This is a genomic window from Vagococcus fluvialis bH819 (assembly GCF_900163795.1).
In the GTDB taxonomy this organism is placed as follows: domain Bacteria; phylum Bacillota; class Bacilli; order Lactobacillales; family Vagococcaceae; genus Vagococcus; species Vagococcus fluvialis_A.
In genome coordinates, this window is the sequence record NZ_FWFD01000015.1 from 212,391 (window position 1) to 235,963 (window position 23,573).

Consider the following 23,573-nt stretch of genomic DNA (forward strand, 5'->3'; position numbering starts at 1 on the left):
ATCCAAATTACCCTCTTTTTTTGCTTTTTAAAATTAAATAGCGTGTACTATTGAAATTATATAATACGTATTATATAATGATTTTAGATTTAATAAAATGTTTGGAGGATTATTGATGACAAAAAATGTGTACTGCTTCAGTGAAGGAAATTCTGAAATGAAAGGGCTTTTAGGTGGTAAAGGAGCAAATCTAGCTGAAATGACACGTTTAGGTTTACCAGTTCCAGATGGCTTTACCATTACGACTGAAGCCTGTATGAGTTATTTGAATAATAATCGTGATTTTACTGTAGAGTTACAAGAAGAGATTCAAAAAAATATTAAAGACCTGGAACATCGATCAGGTAAATATTTGAGTGATCCTCAAAATATGATGCTATTATCTGTTAGAAGTGGTTCTAAATTCTCCATGCCCGGAATGATGGATACTGTGCTTAACTTAGGGCTTAACGATGAAAATGTTGTCTATTTAGCTGAAGTAACACAAGATGAGTCCTTCGCATATGATTGTTATCGTCGGTTACTTCAGATGTTTGGTGATGTCGTTTATGGAATCGATAGTTCACATTTTGAAAATTTTTTAGAGTTTTATAAAAGAAAAAATCGAGTGAAATTAGATTCTGAATTAACTGCGTCCCAATTAAAAGAGATTGTTCATGAATATAAGCGAATTTATTTGGAGATTAAAAAACAAGCATTTCCACAAAATCCACAAGAACAACTGTTAGCAGCTGTAGAAGCAGTTTTTAGTTCTTGGAATAATGAACGTGCTAATATTTATCGAAAACTTCACCATATTGCAGATGACTTAGGAACAGCTGTAAATATTCAGTTAATGGTCTTTGGTAATAGCGGTGAAAATAGTGGAACTGGAGTTGCTTTTACAAGAAATCCTTCGACAGGTGAAAATAAATTATTCGGTGAATATCTCATCAATGCCCAAGGAGAAGATGTGGTTGCTGGCATTAGAACCCCTTCGCCAATCTCAGAGTTAAAAACAAGCATGCCTGAAATTTATGACCAATTTTTCGAGATGTCAGAAATTTTAGAAAAACATTATCGAGATATGCAAGACATTGAGTTCACGATTGAAAATAAAAAACTTTATCTACTCCAAACGAGAAATGGAAAAAGAACAGCACATGCTGCTTTTAAAATAGCTGTTGATTTAGTGTCAGAGGGTTTAAATACTAAAGAAGAAGCGATCCTAAGTTTAGATCCTCATTCCGTTAATCAACTTCTCCATCCAGTTTTTGTAGCAGAAGGCTTAAAAAAAGCCGAACTTATTTCAACAGTGGGTCTACCAGCAAGTCCAGGTTCTGCAACAGGAAGAATTTGTTTTGATGCGGCATCGGCTAAAGAATGGACTGATCGAGGTGAAAAAGTGGTTCTTGTAAGACAAGAAACTTCTCCAGAAGATATTGGTGGCATGATTGTAAGTGAAGCTATTGTAACGAGCCGTGGAGGAATGACTTCTCATGCGGCTGTGGTAGCTCGCGGCATGGGAACTTGTTGTGTTGCTGGATGTAGCGAACTAGATATTGATGAGTTTTTAAAAATAATTAAGTACCCTAAAGGAACGTTGAATGAGGGAGATGTTATTTCAGTTGATGGAACGAGTGGTGATCTTTATGTTGGTGAGGTAGCACTTGAATTATCAGAAAAAAATGCTGATTTTGAAACAATCATGTCTTGGGCAAAAGAATTTTCAAGATTAGACGTTCGGATGAATGCTGAAACAAAAGCTGATATTAAAACAGGAATGGCTTTTAATGCTAGTGGTATTGGCTTAGTTAGAACAGAGCACATGTTTTTTGCACCAGAAAGACTAATAGAAATGCGCCGTTTTATATTAGCTGATAATCAGGAAATTAGAAACAAGTCCTTGCAAACTATTTTAGCGTACCAAATCGAAGACTTTAAAACTATCTTTGAAACTATTGCAGGTCAATCAACAGTGATTCGCTTACTTGATCCACCGCTTCATGAATTTGTGCCATCAAAGGAGAGTGAGTTAAAAAAAATAGCCCAAGAGATGAATGTTGATTTTATGTACTTAAAACAACGTGTGAATGAGTTACATGAAATTAATCCAATGTTAGGCCACAGAGGATGCCGATTGGCAGTAACCTATCCAGAATTATATATCATGCAAGCAGAAGCGATTATTAGAAGTGTGATTTCACTTAAACAAGAAAAGAACGTCGACGTAGCGCCAGAAATTATGATACCATTAGTTGGTATGGATGGTGAGCTGAGCTTATTAAAAGAAAAAATAGAAGAACATATTAAACATATTATAGAAACTGAAAAGTGTGATGTTTCCTTTACGATTGGGACCATGATTGAATTGCCAAGAGCTTGTTTAATAGCAGATGATTTAGCTAAAGAAGCAGATTTCTTTAGTTTTGGAACGAATGATTTAACGCAAATGACATTTGGTTTCTCCAGAGATGATGCGGCTAAATATATAAATCAATATTTAGCCGAGGGTATTTTACCAGTTGATCCATTCCAGACCATAGATGTAAGCGGTGTGGGTGAATTAATAAAAATAGCTGTTGAAAAAACAAGACAGGTTAAGCCAAGTATGAAAATTGGTGTGTGTGGAGAACTTGGAGGAGACCCACATTCTATTGAATTCTTTGATCAATTAGGTTTAGATTATGTCTCATGTTCACCATACAGAGTGCCTGTGGCCTATCTTGCGGCAGCACAAAGTGGTATTAGAATGAAAAAATAAGTATAAAATGAGGGACCGATATGGAGTTAAGTGAGCGTCAAAAAGCAATAATAGAGATTGTAAAAATGAATGAGCCTATTAGTGGAGATAAGATTGCAGAACATTTAGGGTTGACTAAACCGACGTTAAGAAGTGACTTAGCCGTTTTAACGATGACGGGAATCTTAGATGCTAGACCTAAAGTAGGGTATATTTATTCAGGTTTATCTTTTGAACCATTACTACATGAACAATTATTTGAAAAAAAAGTAGCTGATTTAATGACTTCAAGTATTATTGTTTTTCCAAAAACAAGTATTTTAGATGCTACTACCTCACTTTTTATGTATGACAGTGGTTCATTATATGTAACTCAAGAGGAGACAGGAGATTTAGTAGGACTTGTATCACGAAAAGATTTACTTAGAAGTTTAATTAATAACCAAGACAATAGTTTATCGATTGCAGTGATTATGACAAGGATGCCTAATATTATAACGGCATATCCAGAGATGACTATTGTAGAAGCAGGACGTCTACTAACACAACATGAGGTTGATTCACTGCCAGTTGTCGAAAATAAAAAATCTAAAAAAGTAATTGGAAAGATATCAAAAACAGGTATTATGCAACATTTTATTAAGATGGGGAGCGAATAAATTTTATGAATAAACTAAGAGAACGTCATTATCGTCAAGTGAGATTATTTGTTGTATCTGATTCGATTGGAGAAACGGCTCAACGAGTGATTAATGCCGTTTTAGCCCAATTTCCAGATCTAACTAATTATGAAATTAAAAAATTTCCTTTTGTTGATTCAGAAGAAGTTTTAACAAATATTTTGGCTGATGCTTTACAAGAAAAAGCAGTGGTTGTGACAACTTTGGTCAATAAAGAGTTAAATACTCTTTGTTCTGATTTTTCAAAAAGAACAGGCTTAGAATACATTGATTATATGTCACCTTTAGTAACTATTATTTCAGAAAGAACACAGATGACACCAACATTTAAAAGTGGTTCTCTCTACCAACTAGATGAAGAATATTTTAACCGTGTAGAAGCGATTGAATTTTCAGTAAGATATGATGATGGGAAAGATCCCAAAGGTTTTGCTAAATCAGACTTTGTTATTTTGGGTATTTCGAGAACCTCAAAAACGCCTTTAAGTATGTATTTGGCTAATCGCTCATTTAAAGTGTCCAATCTACCTCTAATACCTGAAGTACCAATACCTAAAGAACTATTCCAAATTGATTCTAAGAAAATAATTGGTCTGACTGCCGATGCTGAATACATAAAAAAAGTACGTCAATCACGTTTAGTTTCATTGGGATTAACTGGCAGCTCATCTTATGTTTCTCTTGATAGAATTAAAGAAGAGCTAGCATTTTCACAAAATTTATATCAAAAAATTGGAGCAACAATTATTAATGTTGAAAATAAATCGATTGAAGAATCAGCTCAATTAATTGAAGAGTATGGCAAAACAATTAATTAAAATAAAAGAGTGGTACAAAGCAAATTAAATGACATTGCTTTTGTACCACTTTTTTATTTTAGTCCGGGTTCAATTGGAGCAAAGCCCCTTTTTCACCACTCTAATTTTTATGTCGCTTTAATTTTTTTGTCCAAAAGCCACCTGAAATATACTTAGGCTCATGAGAGATAATAAAAGCTCGATCGTCTAATTCTTTAATTAACTTGTATAAATTTCGTTCATTTTTACGAGGAGATAGAATTTCTAAAACAAGTCGTTGCCCATCTTTTCCCTCACCATAGTACTTAGTTACTCCGAAGCCGTTATCTCTTAATTCAGCAGTGAATGTTGGCTTTAAACCGTCATCAGGAACGATAACAGTAGCCATGATGTAACCAAGTGCTAGATAATCTTCAATGCGAATGCCTACACTAATTCCAACGGCATAACCTAGAGCGTAAACAAAAATATTAATTGGACTATCGATATGATTTAATACCAAAGATAAACCAACAATATAAATAGTAATTTCAATCATACTGACGAGTGGGGCAATAATTCGGTAACCTTTCATTGTTAACATAAATCGAATGGTATTCAGAGTAATATAACAGAAGTTCACCAAAAATATTTTAATTAAAATGGACCAATCCATAATAAAACCTCCTTTGAATAACTAGTACTATCATGCTATCATAAAACCAAAAATTGTAAATAAATTTGAAGTGAAATACTGATTAAAATATGATAAGTATGTTAAAATAAATAGTGTAAACGATTAACAACAAAAAATGTCTAGGAGTGGTCTCATGTTATTTTCAAATAAAGAGAGAATTAAGCATTTAGAAGAAATGTCACAAAATGAATTAGATGTTTTAGTTATCGGTGGAGGAATTACCGGTGCTGGTATCATATTAGATGGTGTTGGCCGTGGACTAAATGTCGGATTAGTTGAAATGAGAGATTTCTCTTCAGGTACATCAAGCCGATCTACTAAGTTGGTTCATGGTGGCTTAAGATACTTAGCGCAGTTTGACGTTAAAACAGTTGCTGAAGTAGGCCAAGAGCGTGCGGTTGTTTATGAAAATGCTCCTCATGTTACGACACCTTTAAAGATGGTACTACCATTCTATGATAAAGGCACATTTGGCTCTTTTTCCACATCGATTGGTTTAGATATTTATGATCGTCTAGCAAGAGTAAAAAAAGATGAACGTAAATTTATGTTAGATAAAAAAGAATCCTTAAAAAGAGAACCTTTCTTAAAAGAAGAGGGCTTAAAGGGAACTGGCGTTTATGTTGAGTATAGAACAGATGATAGTCGCTTAACTCTTGAAACAATAAAAAAAGCCAATGAAATGGGTGGCTTAATCGCTAACTATGCTAAAGTCGTTAAATTACTTTATAGCAATACAACTGGAAAAATTGTTGGGGTAACTGTTCTTGATACAATTAACCAAAAAGAATACCCAATTTACGCTAAACGTGTGATTAATGCAGCTGGTCCTTGGGTAGATCAAATTCGTGATATGGATAACTCTAAAAAAGGAAAATTTTTACATTTAACAAAAGGAGTTCATGTTGTAGTAGATAGTAAAAAATTTCCAATTACTAATTCGATTTATTTCGATACACCTTACGGAGATGGGCGTATGATGTTTGCGATTCCTCGTGAAGAAAAGGTTTATATTGGGACAACTGACACATTCTATGAAAAAAATCCGGCAGAACCTGAGATAAAACGTGAAGATGTTGTTTATATTATTGAAGGTGTTAACCAAATGTTTGATATTGACCCTCTTAAAATCGAAGATGTTGAATCTGCATGGGCTGGCGTTCGTCCTTTAATCCATGAAGATGGAAAAGATCCTTCTGAAATTTCAAGAAGAGATGAAATCTTTGTTTCGGATCGTGGACTTTATTCAATAGCCGGTGGTAAATTAACAGGTTATCGTAAAATGGCAGAGGAAATTGTGGACAAAGTCTTGAAAGATATGGAAAAATCATATGAAGCTGTTTATATTTCTTGCCAAACTAAAAACCAAGTTCTTTCAGGTGGTGAAGTTGGTGGAGGACAAGGTTTTGAAGAATTCGTTTTAGATGGTATTCGGATTGGCAAAGATAACTATAATTTATCTGAAGAAGAAGCATCACAATTAACACACCGTTATGGTGGTAATGTACTGAAAGTTTATCAATATTTAATGGAAGATAACAATACTTCATTAGATAATGTAACTTATGCGATGTTACGTTATGGTTTAGAAGAAGAAATGGTGATTCATCCAATCGACTTCTTATTGAGAAGAAGTAGCAGTATGCTCTTTAACATTGAAAAATGCTTACAAGTTAAAGATGAAGTAATCAATTATATGAACTCTTACTATAACTGGGATGCTGAAAGACTTGAAGGAATTAAAGAAGAAGTTGAAGTGGAAATAAATCAACATACAGTTTATGCAATCTAGGCTCAAAGAAAATTAATCAGGGTAGTGAAAAAAGAGATTAACTCCAAGTAACTGACAGAAAAAATGAACAGTCGTTGTTTTTGATTGCTCACTTTTGGTGAAATTGTTGTGGGAGCAGAGTTTTAATCCCCTGACTATTAAAAATCATCCGTATAAACAATTAAGAGGCTGACATTTGGGTCAGCCTCTTTTTTTATGAGCAAATAATCTTCTAGAAGTGGTTTCAATGGTGTTTTTTTTATAGTTCAGCTGTTTTTTTTGTTAAAAAATTAAGACTCATTTGATTAATTTGTGTTGGTTTTAATCTTGGAACTGAATGTCCACAATGTTTGATAATTTTTAAAGTAGCATTTGGAACATTTTTAACAAAATTTCGCATTTTTTCAGGTTTCACAATATCATGATCTCCCATAATGAATAAAGAAGGGATTTTTAATCTCTTTGTCTGCTCAGGTAAAATAGGTAAATCTTTTCTTGCTAATTGGAAAACTCTTGATTTTTTTGGAGAGCGAAAAATATTTTTAGCCATCCAATATAATTTATCAGACATAAACCGTTGATAAGGAATCAATTGATCAAAAGTAATATTAGGTGAAACTAGTATTAATTTGCTCACATACTCTTGGTTATACGTTGCAAAAGTTAAGGCAATATTAGCTCCATCGCTAAAGCCAAAAAAGGATGTTTTTTTTATTTTTTCGTTTTTTAGAATCATCTTAATATCAGCCATGATTTGTTCAAATGTTAGTTTATTGGTTGTGTTTTTAGAAAGACCATGATCTCTAGTATCCATTAAAATAAGTTGATAACGGTCTTTGAAATAGTCAATTTGACGTTTGAAGTATTGATGACTCCCACTGTTTCCATGAATGAAAAAGAGCGGTTCGCCATGCCCGATAGTGCGGTAAAATATAGGTGAACCATCTTTAGCAGAAATTATTTTTTCCATAATCAAAGTCACTTCTTTCTAGAATTAAAATTTTAGTTCATAAATTTTAGAAGGTCTGCCAACACCTGTTGGTTTTTCGCCAATTTCTTTAAAATAAGGAAGTAGAGATTTTTTGAAATTTGAATGATCAATCTCTCGATAGTCTAATCCTAAAAATTTGGCGTAAACTTTCCTTGCTTCTGTAATTGTAAACTCATTTCCTAAAACACGCAAGACTTGAGGTTCGTGGTACATTTTATTGCAAACACGATTAAAAGCTTTAATGATAATTTGTGAATGATCAAAAGCTAAACTTTCTTTTCCTAATGAATCACCTGTCTCAATGTTAAGGACTATTTCGGCATCATCTTCATTTCTTAAAGATAATAAGTTACCATGACGCTCCAGTGAGAACCAAGTAGCATCAGAGGCTTGATCACCTGCTTTTAAAGGTTCTTCCCCGATAAAGGCTAAATAACTAACAGTAATTACCCAACCACGTGGATCACGACCAGGCGTGCTAAATGTATGAAGTTGCTCGACGTGACTGTGAGTAATGGAAACGTTTGTTTCTTCTTTTGCTTCTCTGATACAACTATCAGAAGTAGCTTCACCGTTTTTTACAAAACCTCCTGGAAGGGCCCAAGAATTTTGAAAAGGATGTGTATTTCTTTTAATTAATAAGACTTTAAAATCATCATTTTCTTTATTATAACAGAAAAGAACCATGTCAACCGTGACAGAAGGCATGTCTTGAGTTGGAAAATGTTGTGTTTTGTACCAGGCTAAAAATTCTGTTTCAGAGACCTGGGTTTCAAAATAGTGTTGCTCTTTCGTTTTTTGTTTAGATGAAGACATATAGGACTTCCTTTCTTCATGGCGGATATCATTACCATTATTATTTTAACAAATAAATCCTACGAATCAAGCAAATATCGCTTGAAAAGTTAAAAGTAATTTGTTAACATGTAATTAATTTAAAGAGAGGAATAGGTAATTAAGACTATGTGGAATTCATTCGCTAACTAATTTTTTAATAAATTTTAAAAATTACAGTGGATGAGTGCGTCTATTTACCTATATACTAACAAGTGAATGTAGAAAAATACCTTTAGTATGTGTATTTTTCTATGAATTTTTTATGTATATTGAAAGACATCATCCATTCGTAAAGTGAAAGGATGATGTCTTTATGTCTATAAAGATAAAAAAATTAAAAAAATATATTGGAGAACGCTTATTAATTGATTTACCAGAACTAACGATTAATGAACAAGCACGAATTGGAATTGTTGGTGAAAATGGTAGTGGTAAGACAACGTTACTTAATTTAATTGCTAGGAAAGAAGAGATGGATGAAGGACAAATAATTCATTCAGACAATGTTTCGATGATTGGTCAATTTTTAGAAACTGATGATACTAGAAGTGGTGGTGAACAAACCAAAGAAAAAATCAGAAAAGCCGTTCACCACACGGCTGATATTTTACTGGCTGATGAACCAACGAATCATCTAGATCAAAAGGGTCGTGATTATTTAATTAAGGAACTGAAATATTTTAAGGGATGTCTATTAATCGTTTCTCACGATCGTGAATTTTTAAATCAAATGTGTGAAGAAATACTTGAGCTTGATGGTGGGATTGTACGTCACTATAGTGGTAATTATGATGACTATCTCTATCAAAAAGAAATAGAAGAAAAAGAGTACCAAAAAAAATATCAAAATTATGTTAGAGAAAAAGAGCGATTAACTGATTCAATGCAACAGTTACACGATAAAAGTACAGGAATAAAAAAAGCACCAAAAAGAATGGGAAACTCAGAAGCTCGTCTCCACAAGAGGGGGAAAGGACAAGCTGCTAAAAAAGCATTATCAAAACAGGCCCTAACGATTGAAACAAGATTAGAAAAGCTAGAAGTGGTGGATAAACCATGGAAGAAAAAAGAATTATCGTTACCCTTTTCTGAAGGGCAAAAAATACATAAAAAAATAGTGATTGAAGCAGAAAAATTTGATTTGAAAATAGAAGACAAAGAGCTGTTGCTTCAATCAGATTTTAAAATTAAAACAGGTGAAAGAACCGCTTTAGTTGGCCATAATGGAAGTGGAAAAACAACCCTATTGAAAACAGTTTTAGCTCATGATAAATCTTTAAAAATAGCTAAAAAAGCTGATTTTGCTTATTTTAGTCAGAGTTTAAATCAACTAGCAGATAATAAAAGTATCATTGATAATGTTCAAATAACATCAAATTATGAGGAACAAGTAGCAAGAGATTTATTAGCTCATCTTTTATTTAGAGGAACAGCGATTAATAAAAAGGTTTCCGTACTAAGCGGTGGTGAGCGAACAAAAGTGGCAATTGCTAAGATGATATTAGGAAAAAGTAATGTACTAATCTTAGATGAACCTACCAATCACTTGGATATAAAATCTTTAAAAGTATTAGAAGAAGCACTGAGAGCCTATCAAGGAACGATCATTTTTGTCAGTCATGATCAGTATTTTGTTAATAGAGTAGCAGATACTGTTTTAGAAATAAAAAACAGAAAAATAACTAATCTAAAAGAAGTTGAAAAGACTCCAAAACAAAATTCTGAAGATGATCAAAAAATGGTTTTAGAAATGCGTAAAACAAGTTTGTTATCACAACTAGCAATTGAAAAAAATGATGAGTTGAAAGATCAATTAGATCAAGAGTTGTTAGAAATAATGAAGCAATTGAAACTGAATTAATGAGTAGAGACTGACAAAAAAGTGTTAGTCTCTTTTTTATCTTGTAAGATCTTCTACTTTACTTTTTATAGGGTAGGGGGTATATTAGGCGTATCAAGTCTATGGAGGTTTACTATGTTTTTATTTAAAAAAGTCCCAACTATTTCAATGGATCAATTAGAAAATAAACTGACACAACCAATCGAATTAATAGATGTTAGGAGTCAAATGGAGTATGAAGGTGGTCACATTGCTAAGTCCAAAAATGTTCCTTTAGATCGAATCAAATCATATAAAGGAAAGATAAATAAGCCGGTGTATGTTATATGTCAATCAGGCGCAAGGAGTAAACAAGCAACAGATTATCTAATTAAAGCTGGATATGATGCGTTTAATGTTCAGGGTGGAATGAATCAGTGGAAAAAATCAGTGAAGGTGGGAAAATAAATGAATCGAACAATTATTGTAGGTGGTGTGGCAGGTGGAATGTCTTGTGCCACTCGTTTAAGAAGATTAGATGAAAACAGAGAAATTATTATCATAGAAAAAGGTCCAGATGTTTCATTTGCGAACTGTGGTTTACCCTACTATGTATCAGATGAAATTGAAGATCGAAGTAAATTATTAGTTCAAACACCTCAATCTTTAAAAGCTCGATTTAATTTAGATGTTCGAGTTAAATCAGAAGTAGTGGCAATTGATTCGGCTAGTAAAAAAATTATGGTTAAGACAGATACTGATACGTACGAATTAAGTTATGATCAATTAGTTTTATCTCCTGGAGCGAAACCTTTTATACCACTATTGCCAGGAATGGAAACTGCTGAAAATATCTTCACGTTGAGAAACGTGCCTGATGTAGATAGAATCGTATCAGCTATTGATCAATTAAAGCCTAAAAAAGCAGCTGTGATTGGAGCTGGATTTATTGGTCTTGAAATGGCAGAAAGTTTAACTAAACGAGGAATTGAAGTTACCATTATTGAGATGGCTCCACATGTTTTACCAACGGTTGACTCAGAGATGGCAGCATTTGCTTACCAAGAGTTAGTTAGAAACGATTTATCTGTTTTAACAAGTACAAGTGTTGTTGCAATTGAGAATAAAGGTAAAACACTTGTTTTAGATAATGATAAAAAAATAGAAACGGAGTTAATTATCTTATCGGTAGGCGTTCGTCCAGAAAATAGTTTGGCTGAATCAGCAGGAATTGAACTAGGAATGCGTGGCGGAATTTTAGTAGATGGCTCTTATGAAACGTCTGTTAAGGATATTTATGCTGTGGGTGATGCGATTATCGTTAAGCACCATATCACAGGCGAAGATACGATGATTGCACTTGCATCCCCTGCTAACAGACAAGGTAGACAAGTGGCGGACATTTTGGCAGGAATAGACCGTAAAAACAGGGGAAGTTTGGGAACTGCTATTGTGAGAATTTTTGATCAATCTGTTGCTTCAACTGGATTAACCGAGCGGCAATTAAAAATGCTGAATTATGACTTTAAGATTGTTCATGTGGAAGGGAAAAATCATGCGGGTTATTATCCAAATGCGAGCATGATTTTTCTTAAGTTACTTTTCCATCCTAAAACAGGTGAAATATACGGAGCGCAAGCAGTTGGTAAAGATGGCGTAGACAAACGAATTGATATATTAGCAACAGCTATTAAAGCGGGATTAACAGTAGAAGATTTACCAGAGTTGGAGTTCACGTATGCGCCACCTTTTGGATCAGCCAAAGATATCGTTAATATGGCTGGTTATGCAGCACTGAATATCATAGAGGGAATTACAAATAATATTCAATTGGATGAATTAGAAAGTGCTCGTGAATTAGGAAGTTATTTAATTGATGTTCGAACTACACAAGAGTTTAAAAAGGGGAGTATTCCAGGGTTTACTAATTTGCCTTTAAATGAGTTAAGAGCTAGAATGAAAGAAATACCAAAGGATAAAGAAATTATATTGAGTTGCCATAGTGGTCAGAGAAGTTACATAGCTTCTAGAATGCTTACACAAAATGGTTATCAAGTTAAAAATTTAGACGGTTCACATTTGCTTTATGAAGCTAATAACAGCTAAAATAAAGGGGAGAAGTTTTTAGGAGGAAAGACAATGACTGATGGGAATGAAACAAGAAAAAAAATAAAAAATCGTTTAAAAAGAAGTGAAGGCCAAATTAGAGGTGTCATTAATATGGTAGAAGAGGAACAACCATGTCGTGATATTGTCATTCAGCTATCTGCTATTCGTTCTAGTATTGACCGTGCGATTGGAGTTATTGTTGCTGAAAATTTAAAAGATTGCTTAACTGCTGAAGATTTAACCGATGAAAAATTACAAGAAGCAATTGATTTAGTGGTGAAGAAATAAGAAGAGGCTCTTAAAGGATGGAACATAAAAATCTTTTAAGAGTTTTTTTACTTTGCAATCTTAAATTGATTGGGTTATAAAGTGGCTTACTATTTCTATTTGTTCTTTTGTAGAAAGGGTACCATCGATAATTGAATCAACAGAGTCACTAATAAAAAGTTCATGATTTAAAAATAGGGGTCTTGCAAAAGAAAGATAAGTCTCTGCCCACTCTTGCATATCGAGCCCATTTTTAGAATTGAAATCTCTTAAAATTTTTCTAGCAAAGCATATATCAAGAGGTGTTTTGATGTAAAATGTGAAATCAATAAATGGAGCTAATTCTTTATGTCGATACCCAAAAGGAAAATCAATAAAAATATAATGGTTGAGAAAAAGTTCGGTTTTTAAATCAATGATTAAAGCAGAGATATCATATTGGTTTACGGCAACTTCTATAGGTGTATCAATTGAAGGAGCATTAATCAATTGGTCAATGTTATAATTATCAAATTCAATAGTGATACTTTGTTTAAAAAATTTACTCAAAGCTTTTGTTAAAGTGGTTTTACCACTACCCATCACACCGCTTATTACTATTACTTGTGCTTGTTCCATATAGTCAATCCTTTCATAAAAATAAAAAAGAACCTGACTGGAAATATCAAATTGATCTTTTGTCAGACTCTTTCTATTTTGCTTATAATTTTTAATGATTAGGGTTCAAAGGAGAGTTCCTCCAGTTACTCAGAGCAAAACGATTGCCTGTTTAAGTCAGGGTTCAAAAGACAACTCCTACGACAACTTCAGAACCGATAATCAATTCAAAAAGCACGAATTACTTCTCAATTCTTCCAGTTACTTGGAGCTAAGCGTCTTTTTCACCACTTTATGTAGTCAGGAATAAAAAATCTGCTCCTTCGATAACTTCACTAAATACAATCAATCCAAAAAGCGGATTGTTTGATATTACCTCCAGTTACTTGGAGCAAAACGATTTTTTATTCACCCTGTTTAATATCCTTTTGTTTCTGTTTTTTCGGTTGGGTTAACTAGGCTTAGACCTGAGCTAGTTCCTAAGCGGTCAGCGCCTAATTCGATCATTTTGGTAGCATCTTCAACTGAACGAACGCCACCAGAAGCTTTAACTAATGCTTTGTCTCCTACAGTGTCTTTCATTAATTTTACTGCTTCAAAAGTTGCACCATTTGTTGAGAATCCAGTTGATGTTTTAACAAATTCAGCTTTTGCAGCCACAACTAATTCTGATGCTTTGATGATCTCTTCGTCTGTTAAAAGACATGTTTCAATGATGACTTTTACAAGTGTTGTTGGGTGAGCTGCTTCAACAACAGCTTCAATATCTGATTGAACAAATTCATAATTTTTAGCTTTTAATTCACCGATATTAATGACCATATCGACTTCATCAGCACCGTTATAAATAGCATCTTTTGTTTCAAATACTTTTGTTTCAGTCGTATTTGCTCCTAAAGGGAAACCAATAACTGTACAAACTTTAGCTTTTGCATCTTTTAATAATTCACTAGAAAATTTAACCCAGAAAGGATTAACACAGACAGATGCGAAATCATGCTCCGCTGCTTCCTCGCATAATTGTTTAATTTGTTCTCTTGTTGCATCAGGTTTTAAGAGTGTGTGGTCAACATATTTTGCTAATTCCATTAATAAAAAACTCCTTTTATATAAGTATTTGTAAACGCTAAACTACTTCTTTATTCTATCATTAATTTAATTTCTTTTTAAGTATATTTTACTAAAAAAAGATTAAATCATTCTTTTATTAAAATTTCATTGACACGTTCTCATTAATTTGTTAGACTTGCTTCAATATATAAAAGCGTTGAGAAGAAGAGTACATTTTTGGACAGTTTTAAGAGACCTCGGATGGTGAGAAAGAGGAGCTACGAAGAAAATGGAAGATGGTCTTTGAGCATAAAAAAGCGAGCTACTTAGTTAACTTTTTTCGGGAGTTCCCGTTATTGGACAACAGTATTCAAAGAATTTTCTTGCGTACTGGGTAAGGTCATTGTTGTGAAATGATGACAAACTAAAGGTGGTAACACGAAATGCTTTCGTCCTTTGTTTACTTTTTATAAAAGTAGATAGAGGAGGGAAGCTTTTTTTATTTTCTAATACAATTAAAAGGAGGAGAAAAAGATATGAGCATGATTGAATTAAAAAAGGTTAATAAAATATATCAAACTAAAACCAACAGAGTAGAAGCAGTTAAGAATGTAAATTTAAGTATTGAAAAAGGTGAAATATTTGGTGTCATTGGCTTTTCAGGAGCTGGAAAGAGCTCGCTAATTAGATTACTTAATAATTTAGAAACACCAACATCAGGAGAAGTTGTGATTAATGGGAAAAATGTCAGCAACTTAAAAGGAAAAGAGCTTAGAGATTTCAGGAAAAAAATTGGGATGATTTTTCAACATTTTAATCTTCTTTGGTCAAGAACGGTAATTGATAATATTTTACTCCCACTAGAATTAAGTAATTACCCAAAGGCAAATCGTTTAAATAGAGCCCAAGAATTAGTGAGACTTGTTGGCTTAGAAGGTAAGGAAAACGCTTATCCTAGTGAGTTATCTGGTGGACAAAAACAAAGAGTTGGAATCGCTCGTGCTTTAGCTAATGAACCGGAAATTTTACTGTGTGACGAAGCAACAAGTGCCCTTGATCCGCAAACAACAGATGAAGTACTAGATCTTTTACTAGATATCAATAAAAAATTAAATTTGACTGTTGTTTTAATCACACATGAGATGAATGTTATTCGTAAGATTTGCCACAAAGTAGCAGTCATGGAACAAGGAGAAGTCATAGAGACTGGTGAAGTTTTCTCTGTTTTTAAAAATCCCAAAAGTAGTGTCACGAAAAATTTTGTGAAGCAAGATGCTCTTGTTGATGGTGAAGAAAATGAAGAAGCGATTCAATTCTTATTGGATGCCTATCCAGATGGAATGATTGTTAAGTTATTATTTGAAGCTGAAAAAGCAAATGAAGCCGTTATTTCAAAATTAATTCAACAATACAAAATAGATGTGAATGTTCTTCAAGCCAATATTAGAAGGACGAACCAAATGTCATTTGGAACAATGTTAGTTCAACTGACGGGTGAATCTAGTATTTTAAGTGAAAGTTTAGTTTTCTTTGAAAAAAATGGGTTAGGAATTGAGGTGTTGCAATATGGATAAAGGATTTATAGAAACTTATTTTAATTTTTCGAATATTAAAGTGGATGCTTTTGTTGAAGCGACTAAAGAAACACTATACATGACGCTAGTTTCAATGTTTTTCGTTCTTATTTTAGGAATATTAGTTGGATTGATGCTTTTCTATTTTGAAAAAAATGACAAACCAATTTTTAAATTTGGTTATAATATCGTATCTATTATTAGTAATACCTTTAGATCAGTGCCTTTTATAATTTTGATGATTTTACTTTTTCCAGTGGTCAAGGCACTAATAGGAACAATGTTAGGACCAAGTGCAGCAGTTCCAGCACTTGTTTTATCAGCAGCGCCATTTTACGCGCGCCTTGTTGATATTGCCTTTCGTGAAGTGGATAAGGGTGTTTTAGAGGCAAGTGAAGCAATGGGAGCTAACAAGTTTCAAATTATTTTTAAAGTGTTGATTCCAGAAAGTTTACCGGCACTTATTTCTGGTGTTACCGTAACCTCAATTACCATGATTGGTTTTACAGCAATGGCAGGAGCTGTTGGTGCAGGGGGATTAGGAACCCTTGCTTATCAGGCGGGATTTATGGGGAATGATTATTCGATTATTATGCTGTCAACGCTATTAATCTTATTAATTGTTTTTATCATTCAATGGTTAGGTGATATTTTAGTTAAACTAGTTGATAAACGAGATAGCTCAACCAGTACCATTAGTAAGAAAAAAATTGGGCTAGGATTTGGTTTGATTGTTGCGGCAATTATTGGTTTATCTTTAGTTGTTGGTGGCCAAAGCGGACCAAATCAAAAAGTTATAAAAACTAAAAATGCTACCAACAAAATTATTGTAGGCGCATCTGCAACACCACATGCTGAGATATTAGAACAAGCAAAACCTTTACTTAAAGAAAAAGGCTATGATTTAGAAATTAAAGTCTTTCAAGATTTTGTTTTACCTAATAAAGCTTTAGCAGAAAAAGAATTAGATGCTAATTATTTCCAACATATTCCTTATTTGGATAAAGAGATTAAAGATAAACACTATGATTTTGTTAATGCGGGGGCCATTCATTTAGAAAAAATGGCTTTCTATTCCAAATCAGTTAAAAAAGTTAGTGAAGTTAAAGACGGTGCAACTATTTTAGTAAGTAACTCGCAAACTGATTGGGGACGCGTGATTACAATGCTCCAAGATGCTGGACTAGTCAAAGTCAAAGAAGGAACAAACTTAGTTGAAGCAACGTTTGATGATATTGCAGAAAATCCTAAAAATTTGAAATTCAAGTATGACATTGATCCGGCAATTATGACAACGACTTATGAGAATAATGAAGGAGATTTAATTGCTATTAATGCAAACTTCGCAGAAAACATAGGTTTAAACCCAGAAAAAGACGGGGTGATTGTAGAAGGCGATAACTCACCATATGCCAACGTTATCGCAGCAAGAACAGAAGATAAAGATAGTGAAAAAATCAAAACACTAGTCGAAGTACTCCATTCAGACGAAATTAAAGCCTTCATCAAAGAAAAATGGAACGGAACTATATCGGTAGTGGATTAATAAAGGGTGTCTAGGAAGCGTTTAGCTCCGAATTAAAACCGACGTATGATCTAAGTCAAAAACTTAAATCATACGTCGGTTATTTTTTATTCTTCAATTGGGTCTTCGTCTTCAACGAGAGTAATCAATTTTTTGTTGAAGATGAAGAGGAGACAAGCCGCTACGATAAGTACAATTGGAATACCAATATAAGCTTGCATCATGTCAAATTTTAGAACAAAGGCATACATATAGCCGTAACCTTTACCAGCAATAAATGTTGCTACTGTCCAAACTCCCATCATGACAGAAAGAATACTCTTAGGTGAGTATTTCGTGATAAATGAATTTCCAAGTGGTGAAAAGAACATCTCACCTAATGATAATAGGATTGAAAATAAAATAATCCAAATCATACTTGCTTTAGAAGAATCACTCGCTCCAACACCACGTTGCAATTCAGCAGCAATCAGCATTAAGTATGAACTACCTAAGAATAAAAGACCGATTCCTAATTTTTTGAAGAGACTCATATCACCTTGCGCACGATTAGCTAATTTAAGCCATAAGATACCTAAAATAGGTCCTAATACAATACACCATAAACCGTTTAAAGAATCAAACCAGGCAGTTGGAATAGTGTAAGAACCAACTTTGTTTTGGATAAAACTATCCATGTAATCATAAACAGATAAATAAGACATGTACCAGAACAACCAAAAAATAATGGAGAATAAGGAAATCAGAAAAATCGCTCCGACACGTTTTTTCTCAATAGTTGTTAATGGTTTTTTTATTTCAACTTTTTCTTCTTTTGCGATGCCTTCTTTAAAAGGTCTTTTTCCAGCGTCACCTAAAAATTTCCAACCAAGAATAAACCAAATACCGCAGATGAAACAAATAATTGCGGCAAATAAAAATCCTTCAGAAAAACCATAAGCATCGCCATCTTTGAAAATATTTAGAACAATAATCGGAATAATCGTAGTTCCAATCAGTGAACCAATATTAACAAAAGAATATTGCACAGAAAAGGCCGTATCAAGTTCTTTTTTGTCATTAAATAATTGCCCCGTGATGGCAGATAGATTTCCTTTAAATAGTCCAGTTCCAACAGCAACTAAAAAGACCATTAAATGGATCATACCAACACCTGTCGCAATAGACCCAATGTAATAACCAATTCCCATAATAAAAGCACCTAAAGGAATCAAATAGCGTGCTCCAACAAATCGGTCAGCTATGAGTCCACCAAAAACAGGAGCTAAATAAGTATAAGCAACTAAATTTGCTTGAAGCATGGCAGCTTGTCCTTTATCAAGACCTAAACCGCCTTGTATTGCTTGATAAGTCAAGAAGATATAAAGCAACCATTTAGCCGAGTAATACGCCATTCTTTCAAAGGTAAATGAGATGGAACAAAAGTAAAATGAAGCTGGTTTTTTATTTGATGGCTGAGTAGCAACATCGTTCATACGGATACCCCTTCCTAAAATTAATCATGTTTATTTAACCATTCAGTTAATAAAGTCATGTATTCTTGATTTTGATCGACAAAAGGCATATGACGACTATGTTGGAATAATTCCCATGTCGCGTTTGGAATTCTGTCATACATTGTTTTAGCAATATATGGCGTACATAAATCATCCGCACCACTTGTAATAAGTGTTGGTTTGTCGATTGTATGAAGCTTATCTGTGTAGTAAAAATCTTTCAATGTCCCACTTGGCGTATATTCATTTGGGCCCCAAGCGTAAAGGTAACTTTGGGCACCAGATTTTTTCTTGCGTCTTAATGGTTCAGGCATGTCAGGAGATGGATTATCTGCTGCGTGTCGAACCATGAAATGATCATTAGCTTTAATGTAGGCATCACTTTCAAAATGCCATTCAGACTCAGCAATACGAATGGCTTCTTGATCTTCTTCTGAAAGATACTTAATCATTCGATGTTGTTCCTCACCCCAAAGTTTCGAAGAGGGAAGTGTACTAGATAAAATCGCACTTTTAATCCCTTCTGGTTGGTAATCGCATAAATATTCGATTGCCATCATGCCACCCCAAGATTGACCAAGTAAGTGGATTTCGTCTAAATTAAGATGCTTTCTTAAAGCAATTAATTCTTCAATCCAGATAGTAGAATTCCAAATAGAAGGATCATCTGGCATAGAAGAAAGGCCACAACCAAGTTGGTCGTACATAATAATTTGACGACCGTCATTAGCTAAACCGTCTAACATTTCAAAGTAGTTGTGAGTTGATCCTGGTCCACCATGAAGTAAGACTAGTGGAGCTTTTTCTTTATTTTCTTCTCCAATCATTCGGTAATACGTTTGATAATCTAAATAGGGCATGTAGCCTTCTTTAATTGTCATTTAAACAGACACTCCTTTGGTTTTTATTAACCAATAATTTGTAGTTCTTTTGGTGCATGATTTAGGTTTTCGTAGCCATCTTCTGTACAAATAATTAAATCTTCAATGCGAACACCTACTTCGCCTGGAATGTAAATACCAGGTTCCACTGAAAAGACCATACCAGGTTCTGCTACTGCAGTATTTGATCCTGACACATCTCCTGTTTCATGGCATTCAATCCCGATGAAATGTCCTGTTCTGTGAGTGAAGTATTCTCCATAACCTTTTTCAGTAATGTAATCACGAGCAGCAGCATCGATATCACAGAATCTCACGCCAGGTTTAACCATTTCAATGGCACGGCGGTTCGCTTCTAGACATGTTTCGTAAACGTCACGGCTCTTTTCTGACACTTCTTTATAGAAAAAGGTTCTTGTCATATCAGAGCAATAAGAATTTTTAACGCCACCGATATCTAAAATAATACTGTCTCCGACTTTAACTGTTGAATCATCTGTTATGTGATGAGGGTCAGCTCCGTTAGCACCATAAGCAATAATCGGTTCAAATGAGAAGCCACTATTATTTAGGTCTTTATAAATGGCAGCTAAACGATCTGTCATTTCTAGTTCGTTTAATTCTAAAGGTACTAAATCTCTAAGTTGAGTAATAGCGTTGTCGTTATCTTTAGAAACTTCACGCATCAAGTCTAATTCTTGTTCATCTTTATGAGCACGAACATCATCAGTAATATCTGAACCATTACAAAGTTTAGCATTAGGGACTTTATCTAACAAGTTAAGTAAGAATTTAGATGGCCAATTTTTATCAATACCAATTGTTTTACTTGTATCAACAAATTCTAAAACTTTTGCAACAGCATCATCTGTATCATCAATATAGACAAGCTCAACGCCTAAATCTTCAGTGATTGGGAATAATTTGTTGACGACTAACGTGTGTTTACCTGTATCTGATAAAACTAAAACAAGTAAACGTTCCCCTGGATGAATCCAGTATCCAGTCAAATAGAAGATTGTGGTTGGATCAGAGATTAATAGTTGACCTACTTTTTCTTGTTGCATGTTTGCTAGCATTTTGTCTGTACGATTAGTTTTCATGTTTATAGCTCCTTTTGTTATTATATTCACAAGTTAGTCGATGCGTCCCTTTCTTATTCATTGCACCAGCTTATTATTTTGTTTACAAGCCCATTATCCTAGTATTTACGTTTGATTACAATGATAAAAGAAAAAAGAAATGGATTTATCATTTGGTTTTAATCAGATAATAGCAATGTAGCTTGTTCTTATTTGTAAACCAGTTAATCTATTAATTTATTTTTTAATACCATATAAGTTGTTTTAGTCTAAAAAATGATATAATGATTGTGTTAATTAATTTATCATAGGAGGAAGTAAATGAAAAAGAATCTAATGGGTATGATTTTAGGGGGAGCGCTTTTATTCTCAATAACAACGTATGCTGAAACACCTGTAAATAATGAAACTGATAACTTGCTCAATACAGAAAAAGTAAAAAAAGAAAAAGTGAGAATTAATGTTAAGGAACATTACACAATTGATAAAAGTAAACTTGAACTTGGAGAAAAGACACAACTTCATGTGTCACCAATATTGGGTGTAGAATTAGAAGGAACATTTAGTTTAGTTCAAAAGAATGAATTAGTTGAAGTATCTGAAACGGGAGAAGTGAAAACGTTAAAAAAGGGCAAGACAATAATTATGCCAACTTATAAGATGACTGAAAAAACAGAAAAAGAAATTAAGCAAGCTTACATCAAACAACCTGGTAATGAGACTATTACCGAAGAAGATATCGATTTTATTGTAACTGAAAACCAACAAATTATTCCAATAGAAATTATAGATTCAACTCAAAAATCAGAGCATAAAATTGATATCACACCTAAGCTTATTTTTGATCAAAAGCAATTAGAAGTCGGTAGAAAAGAAACAATCAAAGTTGCTCCAGTATTAGGGGTTGATCTTAAAGGTGAATTTAAACCCTTTACTGATAAATACTTATATCTTGAGAGTAGTGGTGAAGTTACGTCTTTAAAACCAAACAGTAACGCAGTGATATCACCTGAATTTGATATTTCGGAAGAATCCTTAAAAGAAATTAAGCAAGCATACATTAACCAAACAGGTCATGAAAATATCAAAGAAGATGAGATTACTTTTATCAAAAAAGATGTTAGACCTTTAATTAATATTGAAATTCCGTTAATTAGCATGGGAATTTTTGAAAATTATACAGCTAATAAAACTAAATTAACTGTAGGTGAAACAGGACAAATTACTGTGAAATATAAATATAATCTTAAATATCAGGGGAAGTTTACTCCTATTAAAGATGAATTTATCGAGATGAACGAGAATGGGGAATTTAAAGCGCTGAAAGTAGGTAAAACAACGATAATTCCTACATTTAAGTTATCTGAAGAAGGTCTTACAGATATTAAAAGAGAATATATTAAAGAAAATAATTTAAAAAATATTGATTTGGAAGATTTAACAGAAGGTCCACGTCCAGAAAAAGCACCAACTGCCTTTGTTATTGAAATAATACCAACTAACACTGGAAATGAAAATTCAAATAATGTTAATAGTAAAAATTACGTGCCAGTTAATAAAAAATTACCTCAAACAGGTGAATTTAATTCTTTACTAGTAACTTTATCTGGTAGTTTTACAATTTTAGGTACAACGATTTTATATTTAGTTAAGAAAAGAAAATATTAATAGATAGCTTGTAGATATTATATATTGTAATATCACAAGCTTTTTTTATTTCTAGAAGATGGGATAAGAGAGAAATAGGTATTTATTATTTATATTAGTTATTATTTGTGTAATTGAAACTAATTGATACTATTATATAAATAAATATCGAAGTGAAACCGATTGAAGTTCATTCTCAATTGAGCTAGAATAAAGAGTGTAGAAAATTGTGTTTGAATATAACAAATGGAGGGAAAAAAATGTCCGTTTTAGAAATAAAAAACTTACATGTCTCAATTGAAGACAAAGAAATCTTAAAAGGTGTTAACTTAACCATGAAAACGGGAGAAATCCACGCTATCATGGGACCAAATGGAACTGGTAAATCAACGTTATCAGCAGCTATTATGGGAAATCCGAATTACACAGTCACAAAAGGCGAAATCCTTTTAGATGGTGAAGATGTATTAGAGATGGAAGTCGACGAACGTGCTCGTGCAGGTCTCTTTTTAGCAGTTCAATACCCAAGTGAAATCCCAGGAATTACAAATGCTGAATTTATGCGTGCAGCGATCAATTCGAAACGCACTGAAGATGACAAAATTTCAGTTATGGATTTTATTGATAAATTAGATGAAAAAATGGCCCTATTAGATATGCCAGAAGAAATGGCAGAACGTTACCTAAACGAAGGTTTCTCTGGTGGAGAGAAAAAACGTAATGAAATTTTACAATTATTAATGTTAGAACCAACTTTCGCTATTTTAGATGAGATTGATTCTGGTCTTGATATCGATGCTCTTCAAGTGGTTTCAAAAGGTGTCAACGAAATGCGTGGAGACAACTTTGGTTCATTAATTATCACTCATTATCAACGTTTATTAAACTATATTGTCCCTGATGTAGTTCATATTATGATGGAAGGTCGCGTTGTGAAAAGTGGTGGCGCTGAACTAGCAAAACGTTTAGAAGCAGAAGGTTACAAAGGCATTAGTGAAGAACTAGGTATTGATTTCCAAGAAGATGAAGAATAATTGAGAGGAGACAAGATA

At 33.3% G+C, this 23,573-nt stretch carries 20 protein-coding genes, 1 pseudogene and 1 other annotated feature; of the genes and pseudogenes, 13 read left to right on the forward strand and 8 right to left on the reverse strand.

Annotation, left to right across the window (positions count from 1 at the left end):
• The first annotated feature begins 115 nt into the window (after nt 1-115).
• From ppdK to FM121_RS10640, 3 genes are read left to right on the forward strand one after another with little or no spacing between them, the layout of a single operon-like run.
• The gene (ppdK, locus tag FM121_RS10630; protein WP_086952143.1) at nt 116-2,743 is read left to right on the forward strand and encodes a pyruvate, phosphate dikinase; all 2,628 of its coding nucleotides are present in this window, start codon (nt 116-118) and stop codon (nt 2,741-2,743) included.
• Nucleotides 2,744-2,763: 20 nt separating this feature from the next.
• The gene (locus FM121_RS10635) at nt 2,764-3,381 is read left to right on the forward strand and encodes a helix-turn-helix transcriptional regulator (protein WP_086952144.1); all 618 of its coding nucleotides are present in this window, start codon (nt 2,764-2,766) and stop codon (nt 3,379-3,381) included.
• A gap of 5 nt (nt 3,382-3,386) precedes the next feature.
• Nucleotides 3,387-4,220 carry a pyruvate, water dikinase regulatory protein gene (locus FM121_RS10640; protein ID WP_086952145.1) on the forward strand — a complete coding sequence of 278 codons (834 nt, stop codon included), beginning with the start codon at nt 3,387-3,389 and terminating at the stop codon, nt 4,218-4,220.
• 100 nt (nt 4,221-4,320) lie between these two features.
• Here the strand turns inward: FM121_RS10640 and FM121_RS10645 are convergent, their stop codons facing one another.
• Complete coding sequence (locus tag FM121_RS10645) at nt 4,321-4,854, reverse strand: DUF2179 domain-containing protein (protein WP_086952146.1); 534 nt, start codon at nt 4,852-4,854, stop codon at nt 4,321-4,323.
• Between the two features lie 154 nt (nt 4,855-5,008).
• Here FM121_RS10645 and FM121_RS10650 point away from each other — a divergent pair, with 154 nt between their 5' ends.
• Complete coding sequence (locus FM121_RS10650; RefSeq protein ID WP_179203857.1) at nt 5,009-6,667, forward strand: glycerol-3-phosphate dehydrogenase/oxidase; 1,659 nt, start codon at nt 5,009-5,011, stop codon at nt 6,665-6,667.
• Nucleotides 6,668-6,905: 238 nt separating this feature from the next.
• On the opposite strand, the gene FM121_RS10655 is transcribed toward FM121_RS10650, so the two are convergent.
• Together FM121_RS10655 and FM121_RS10660 are read right to left on the reverse strand one after the other, a co-directional pair.
• Nucleotides 6,906-7,616, reverse strand: coding sequence for an alpha/beta fold hydrolase (locus FM121_RS10655; protein WP_086952148.1), 711 nt, complete (start codon nt 7,614-7,616; stop codon nt 6,906-6,908).
• Nucleotides 7,617-7,640: 24 nt separating this feature from the next.
• Complete coding sequence (locus tag FM121_RS10660) at nt 7,641-8,453, reverse strand: NUDIX hydrolase (protein WP_086952149.1); 813 nt, start codon at nt 8,451-8,453, stop codon at nt 7,641-7,643.
• Between the two features lie 334 nt (nt 8,454-8,787).
• Between FM121_RS10660 and abc-f the strand changes: the two genes are divergently transcribed.
• From abc-f to FM121_RS10680, 4 genes are all read left to right on the forward strand, one after another.
• Nucleotides 8,788-10,335 (forward strand): ribosomal protection-like ABC-F family protein, encoded by a 1,548-nt coding sequence (gene abc-f, locus FM121_RS10665; RefSeq protein ID WP_086952150.1) that lies wholly within the window; start codon nt 8,788-8,790, stop codon nt 10,333-10,335.
• A 114-nt stretch (nt 10,336-10,449) separates the two neighbouring features.
• Nucleotides 10,450-10,761, forward strand: coding sequence for a rhodanese-like domain-containing protein (locus FM121_RS10670; RefSeq protein WP_086952151.1), 312 nt, complete (start codon nt 10,450-10,452; stop codon nt 10,759-10,761).
• Nucleotides 10,762-12,399 (forward strand): FAD-dependent oxidoreductase, encoded by a 1,638-nt coding sequence (locus FM121_RS10675; protein ID WP_086952152.1) that lies wholly within the window; start codon nt 10,762-10,764, stop codon nt 12,397-12,399. It begins immediately after the preceding gene.
• 33 nt (nt 12,400-12,432) lie between these two features.
• Nucleotides 12,433-12,690, forward strand: coding sequence for a metal-sensitive transcriptional regulator (locus tag FM121_RS10680; RefSeq protein WP_086952153.1), 258 nt, complete (start codon nt 12,433-12,435; stop codon nt 12,688-12,690).
• A gap of 60 nt (nt 12,691-12,750) precedes the next feature.
• On the opposite strand, the gene FM121_RS10685 is transcribed toward FM121_RS10680, so the two are convergent.
• Together FM121_RS10685 and deoC are read right to left on the reverse strand one after the other, a co-directional pair.
• On the reverse strand, nt 12,751-13,287 hold the full coding sequence (locus FM121_RS10685; RefSeq protein ID WP_086952154.1) for a hypothetical protein: 537 nt from the start codon (nt 13,285-13,287) through the stop codon (nt 12,751-12,753).
• A 396-nt stretch (nt 13,288-13,683) separates the two neighbouring features.
• Complete coding sequence (gene deoC, locus FM121_RS10690) at nt 13,684-14,355, reverse strand: deoxyribose-phosphate aldolase (protein WP_086952155.1); 672 nt, start codon at nt 14,353-14,355, stop codon at nt 13,684-13,686.
• 169 nt (nt 14,356-14,524) lie between these two features.
• Nucleotides 14,525-14,776 (forward strand) — a binding site (T-box leader).
• Nucleotides 14,777-14,852: 76 nt separating this feature from the next.
• Between deoC and FM121_RS10695 the strand changes: the two genes are divergently transcribed.
• From FM121_RS10695 to FM121_RS14585, 3 genes and pseudogenes are all read left to right on the forward strand, one after another.
• Nucleotides 14,853-15,890, forward strand: coding sequence for a methionine ABC transporter ATP-binding protein (locus tag FM121_RS10695; RefSeq protein WP_086952156.1), 1,038 nt, complete (start codon nt 14,853-14,855; stop codon nt 15,888-15,890).
• Nucleotides 15,883-16,566: pseudogene (locus FM121_RS14670) on the forward strand (methionine ABC transporter permease); the annotation flags it as partial. The gene FM121_RS10695 and the pseudogene FM121_RS14670, both read left to right, overlap by 8 nt.
• Before the next feature lie 18 nt (nt 16,567-16,584).
• Nucleotides 16,585-17,436 carry a MetQ/NlpA family ABC transporter substrate-binding protein gene (locus tag FM121_RS14585; RefSeq protein ID WP_256958460.1) on the forward strand — a complete coding sequence of 284 codons (852 nt, stop codon included), beginning with the start codon at nt 16,585-16,587 and terminating at the stop codon, nt 17,434-17,436.
• 86 nt (nt 17,437-17,522) lie between these two features.
• Here the strand turns inward: FM121_RS14585 and FM121_RS10705 are convergent, their stop codons facing one another.
• Genes FM121_RS10705 through FM121_RS10715 form a run of 3 tightly spaced genes read right to left on the reverse strand, consistent with a single transcriptional unit; the run spans nt 17,523 to nt 20,895 of the window.
• Entirely contained in the window at nt 17,523-18,890 is a 1,368-nt protein-coding gene (locus FM121_RS10705) for a peptide MFS transporter (RefSeq protein WP_086952158.1), read from the reverse strand.
• 20 nt (nt 18,891-18,910) lie between these two features.
• Nucleotides 18,911-19,792: a proline iminopeptidase gene (gene pepI / locus FM121_RS10710; protein WP_086952159.1), complete on the reverse strand. Its 882-nt coding sequence runs from the start codon at nt 19,790-19,792 to the stop codon at nt 18,911-18,913.
• A 26-nt stretch (nt 19,793-19,818) separates the two neighbouring features.
• On the reverse strand, nt 19,819-20,895 hold the full coding sequence (locus FM121_RS10715) for a M24 family metallopeptidase (RefSeq protein WP_086952160.1): 1,077 nt from the start codon (nt 20,893-20,895) through the stop codon (nt 19,819-19,821).
• 300 nt (nt 20,896-21,195) lie between these two features.
• On the opposite strand from FM121_RS10715, the gene FM121_RS10720 reads away from it, so the two are divergent.
• Nucleotides 21,196-22,542 (forward strand): LPXTG cell wall anchor domain-containing protein, encoded by a 1,347-nt coding sequence (locus FM121_RS10720; RefSeq protein ID WP_086952161.1) that lies wholly within the window; start codon nt 21,196-21,198, stop codon nt 22,540-22,542.
• 239 nt (nt 22,543-22,781) lie between these two features.
• The gene (gene sufC, locus FM121_RS10725; protein WP_086952162.1) at nt 22,782-23,555 is read left to right on the forward strand and encodes a Fe-S cluster assembly ATPase SufC; all 774 of its coding nucleotides are present in this window, start codon (nt 22,782-22,784) and stop codon (nt 23,553-23,555) included.
• The last annotated feature ends 18 nt before the right edge of the window (nt 23,556-23,573 follow it).

Bases quoted from the DNA above. Each gene is read 5' to 3' on its own strand.
- FM121_RS10650 (WP_179203857.1), top strand. From the start codon at position 5,009: ATGTTATTTTCAAATAAAGAGAGAATTAAGCATTTAGAAGAAATGTCA.
- FM121_RS10645 (WP_086952146.1), bottom strand. From the start codon at position 4,854: ATGGATTGGTCCATTTTAATTAAAATATTTTTGGTGAACTTCTGTTAT.
- FM121_RS10695 (WP_086952156.1), top strand. From the start codon at position 14,853: ATGAGCATGATTGAATTAAAAAAGGTTAATAAAATATATCAAACTAAA.
- FM121_RS10715 (WP_086952160.1), bottom strand. From the start codon at position 20,895: ATGAAAACTAATCGTACAGACAAAATGCTAGCAAACATGCAACAAGAA.
- FM121_RS10660 (WP_086952149.1), bottom strand. From the start codon at position 8,453: ATGTCTTCATCTAAACAAAAAACGAAAGAGCAACACTATTTTGAAACC.
- FM121_RS10685 (WP_086952154.1), bottom strand. From the start codon at position 13,287: ATGGAACAAGCACAAGTAATAGTAATAAGCGGTGTGATGGGTAGTGGT.
- FM121_RS10680 (WP_086952153.1), top strand. From the start codon at position 12,433: ATGACTGATGGGAATGAAACAAGAAAAAAAATAAAAAATCGTTTAAAA.
- FM121_RS10640 (WP_086952145.1), top strand. From the start codon at position 3,387: ATGAATAAACTAAGAGAACGTCATTATCGTCAAGTGAGATTATTTGTT.
- pepI (WP_086952159.1), bottom strand. From the start codon at position 19,792: ATGACAATTAAAGAAGGCTACATGCCCTATTTAGATTATCAAACGTAT.
- FM121_RS10655 (WP_086952148.1), bottom strand. From the start codon at position 7,616: ATGGAAAAAATAATTTCTGCTAAAGATGGTTCACCTATATTTTACCGC.
- FM121_RS10670 (WP_086952151.1), top strand. From the start codon at position 10,450: ATGTTTTTATTTAAAAAAGTCCCAACTATTTCAATGGATCAATTAGAA.
- sufC (WP_086952162.1), top strand. From the start codon at position 22,782: ATGTCCGTTTTAGAAATAAAAAACTTACATGTCTCAATTGAAGACAAA.
- FM121_RS10635 (WP_086952144.1), top strand. From the start codon at position 2,764: ATGGAGTTAAGTGAGCGTCAAAAAGCAATAATAGAGATTGTAAAAATG.
- ppdK (WP_086952143.1), top strand. From the start codon at position 116: ATGACAAAAAATGTGTACTGCTTCAGTGAAGGAAATTCTGAAATGAAA.
- FM121_RS10705 (WP_086952158.1), bottom strand. From the start codon at position 18,890: ATGAACGATGTTGCTACTCAGCCATCAAATAAAAAACCAGCTTCATTT.
- FM121_RS10675 (WP_086952152.1), top strand. From the start codon at position 10,762: ATGAATCGAACAATTATTGTAGGTGGTGTGGCAGGTGGAATGTCTTGT.
- deoC (WP_086952155.1), bottom strand. From the start codon at position 14,355: ATGGAATTAGCAAAATATGTTGACCACACACTCTTAAAACCTGATGCA.
- FM121_RS10720 (WP_086952161.1), top strand. From the start codon at position 21,196: ATGAAAAAGAATCTAATGGGTATGATTTTAGGGGGAGCGCTTTTATTC.
- abc-f (WP_086952150.1), top strand. From the start codon at position 8,788: ATGTCTATAAAGATAAAAAAATTAAAAAAATATATTGGAGAACGCTTA.